Here is a 2,561-nt window from a genome sequence, read left to right as displayed (position 1 = left end):
CAACTGTTGCTCTAATTCGTCCGTTAGTTGAATTGCTAAACTTTTGGCCATAATTATAACTTCGGATTTTTTTTATTATTTTAACACGAAAACGCTTTTCTTTACACTTTCTAATTCCGAAAGAACTTCTGGTTTAAAACAACAACTTTGGTACTGGATCGTCATTGATAGCCTGCATTTTAGGATACTGCTCTTTTAGGTATGAGTATAATACTCAATATACTGGCGTTCTAGTTCATTAAGCTGATTTTGAGCGCAACTCAACCAAAATAGCCTAACTTCGCACCTTCGATTAACTGCTTCCAACTGCAGCAACCGATGATGATTTTGCCAACGATTTCTTAAATTTGTTGCTAGACCAACGTAGAGAACTTGATCGCGAGCGATCGCAAAGTAGATTGCAGAACACTCTGGTAATCTTTGCCTATCTGCTAGTTTCAGATTTGGTAATGTACTGAATTCTTGTAGCATCACTTTAGCTAAAATGTATGTTTAGAATAATAATCAGGCAATTTGAAGCGTACTAGGTTCAGGGATAGATTCACCTTCTGCTTGCCAAGCTTCCAAATACATTTCAATCACTTCTTCACCATTACGAATTGCTTCTTCGCGAGTTTTACCATGAGTACAAGGCATCACAACGCGATCGCTAAATTCTGGGATAGTGACTAGGAAAAGCCCATCTTCATCAGACCATTGAATAATCATACTGTATCGATTCATAAATCCTCGTCCTCCTTGAGAGCTTCCAGTTCACTTAATAATTGTGCCAACTGTTTTTCTAGGTAGACTGGTACATCATCTCCATCTTTACCTGGAATTGTCAGTGTTTTTCTCAATAGAGGATGTCGCCATCGCTCATGGCTACCTTTGCCGCGCTTGGGCAGATAAACAAAGCCTTCACGCGCAATCTGAGCTTTCAATGCGCGAATTTTCCTCGGCATGGATATTGTCTTTTGTATCCGTACATATAGTTTACCCGTTTCTAGTTCAGGTGGCATCTAGCCCATAATCTTAACTATGCGATCGCACCATCTCCATTATCCATAAATAGCACAGCGCGATCGCCACAATTCGCTTCTTAGGCGGTATGATGCAGCGATTTATTATACTTTTTCTTCGGAGGTAAGGTTACTGACTCTCTACCACTTTCAGCTTCTCTCTTCCGCCAGTCTGCAAACATAGCAGCTACATCATAATTAAATGATTTAGCATGAGCTTCTCGAAATTGATAAATTTCCTCTAAAATTTCATTTGTCAACATTTACATCCTCTCCCATTAATTCATAAGGTGTACAAATCGTTGGTAGCTCGTACCCAAAGTCAGCACAAATCTGTATCAGCTTTTTCTGAATTTGGGCATTTGCTATGTGTTTACAATTCCACGTTAGAAGATAGTCCATACCGTGAACAGTAGCTATGGCAATATGTGCTGCATCATTAGCAGCTTTATCTGGAAGGTTACTTCTTGCTAAAAATTGAATTACCAGATCTTGAGCCGCCTCGCTCGGCTTCAGTAATGGTATACCCTGCAAGATTTCAAGCCGCTTGGCAGCTATCTCTGAGTCGCCCAAGGCTGCTTCATCTAAAACAATTTGCGAAATGTATATATCGAAAGCATCGCGATAATTTTCCCACCAGTCTCGCGTTACTTCAATATTCGCAGCAAGAATCAGGTTTTTAGTCGATCTAGCTGTCAAGTAGCCAAAAATACTGGTTTCAATGTAGATGGTATCACTCATGCAAGATAAAGGTGTTAACTTCTCTATTTTAGCGTGACGATCGCACCATATCCATTATCCATAAATAGCACCGTGCGATCGCACAGCCAAATTAACCAATCCTACCCATTCTCTTGTGTTTTCGGTTTATTTTTGGGTGGATTGGGGGGACACCAAAACAAATTTTTACTCGATACGCCAAGAGATTCGATAATTCCTCGCATCACGTCTGTGCAGTACATCCAATATCCCAAATCATCATACATTTTATCTGGATTGAACTCCAAATTATAATGCAGCACCTTGGGAAGTCCCGCAAATTCATCGGAAGATTGGAGAGAAATTAGCAAGACGCGGAAAGGTTTTCCCTGACATTTTGCTTCCAGCTTATCCAGCAAATCTATCACATAACCGCGATTAGTTACACCCGTGCGAATAAACAGCGCTTCGTCGCAATTTTGTAGCGTATACCAAAAGCGTTCGGCACGTGCGGAATAACGGACGCGCATTCGTTCGTAGACGGGAAACATATTATTTAATGGGTCGTCTGTGTCTTCAACTTCGTGGGCAAAAGATAGACCCGACCACTTGCTGTGGTATATTCGCCTTTCGTCATGATTGTAATGTAAAAATTGGGGGTTCCACATATCTTGAAAACCAGTTTCGATCGCATCGGCGACATCCCCAAGATTGGTGCTGCGCGTTAAATCGAAAGGAAAAGCCGGCCCATCGTACTCCATTTTATATAACAACATTCGAGCCGCACAACGATCGCCTAGAGGAATAATCCCCACCCGGCTAATGTCCGATAATTTACACTTGTAGATCGGAAGAGCGTCG

6 protein-coding genes are annotated in these 2,561 nt (G+C 41.3%); all 6 read right to left on the bottom strand.

What is annotated here, in order from left to right; genetic code table 11:
- Positions 1-195: 195 nt before the first annotated feature.
- Positions 196-471, bottom strand: coding sequence for a GIY-YIG nuclease family protein (locus H6S82_RS28405; protein WP_206756633.1), 276 nt, complete (start codon positions 469-471; stop codon positions 196-198).
- Positions 472-504: 33 nt separating this feature from the next.
- Positions 505-723 carry a type II toxin-antitoxin system HicB family antitoxin gene (locus H6S82_RS28400; protein ID WP_190465290.1) on the bottom strand — a complete coding sequence of 73 codons (219 nt, stop codon included), beginning with the start codon at positions 721-723 and terminating at the stop codon, positions 505-507.
- Positions 720-1,001, bottom strand: coding sequence for a type II toxin-antitoxin system HicA family toxin (locus H6S82_RS28395; protein WP_242057142.1), 282 nt, complete (start codon positions 999-1,001; stop codon positions 720-722). The genes H6S82_RS28400 and H6S82_RS28395 overlap by 4 nt, the downstream gene beginning before the upstream one ends.
- An 80-nt stretch (positions 1,002-1,081) precedes the next feature.
- Positions 1,082-1,264, bottom strand: a complete 183-nt coding sequence (locus tag H6S82_RS28390; protein WP_190465288.1) for a hypothetical protein — start codon at positions 1,262-1,264, stop codon at positions 1,082-1,084.
- A complete protein-coding gene (locus tag H6S82_RS28385) occupies positions 1,251-1,742 on the bottom strand; it encodes a type II toxin-antitoxin system VapC family toxin (RefSeq protein WP_190465287.1) in 492 nt (163 codons plus the stop codon). The genes H6S82_RS28390 and H6S82_RS28385 overlap by 14 nt, the downstream gene beginning before the upstream one ends.
- Positions 1,743-1,843: 101 nt before the next feature.
- Positions 1,844-2,561 (bottom strand): DUF1796 family putative cysteine peptidase (locus H6S82_RS28380; RefSeq protein ID WP_242057141.1); only part of this gene is annotated, 718 nt, incomplete at its 5' end.

It is taken from the genome of Planktothrix sp. FACHB-1355 (assembly GCF_014748295.1).
Taxonomy (GTDB): domain Bacteria; phylum Cyanobacteriota; class Cyanobacteriia; order Cyanobacteriales; family Aerosakkonemataceae; genus Aerosakkonema; species Aerosakkonema funiforme_A.
Note: the sequence above shows the minus strand (reverse complement) of the source record. Positions and strands in the feature narration are given on the sequence as shown.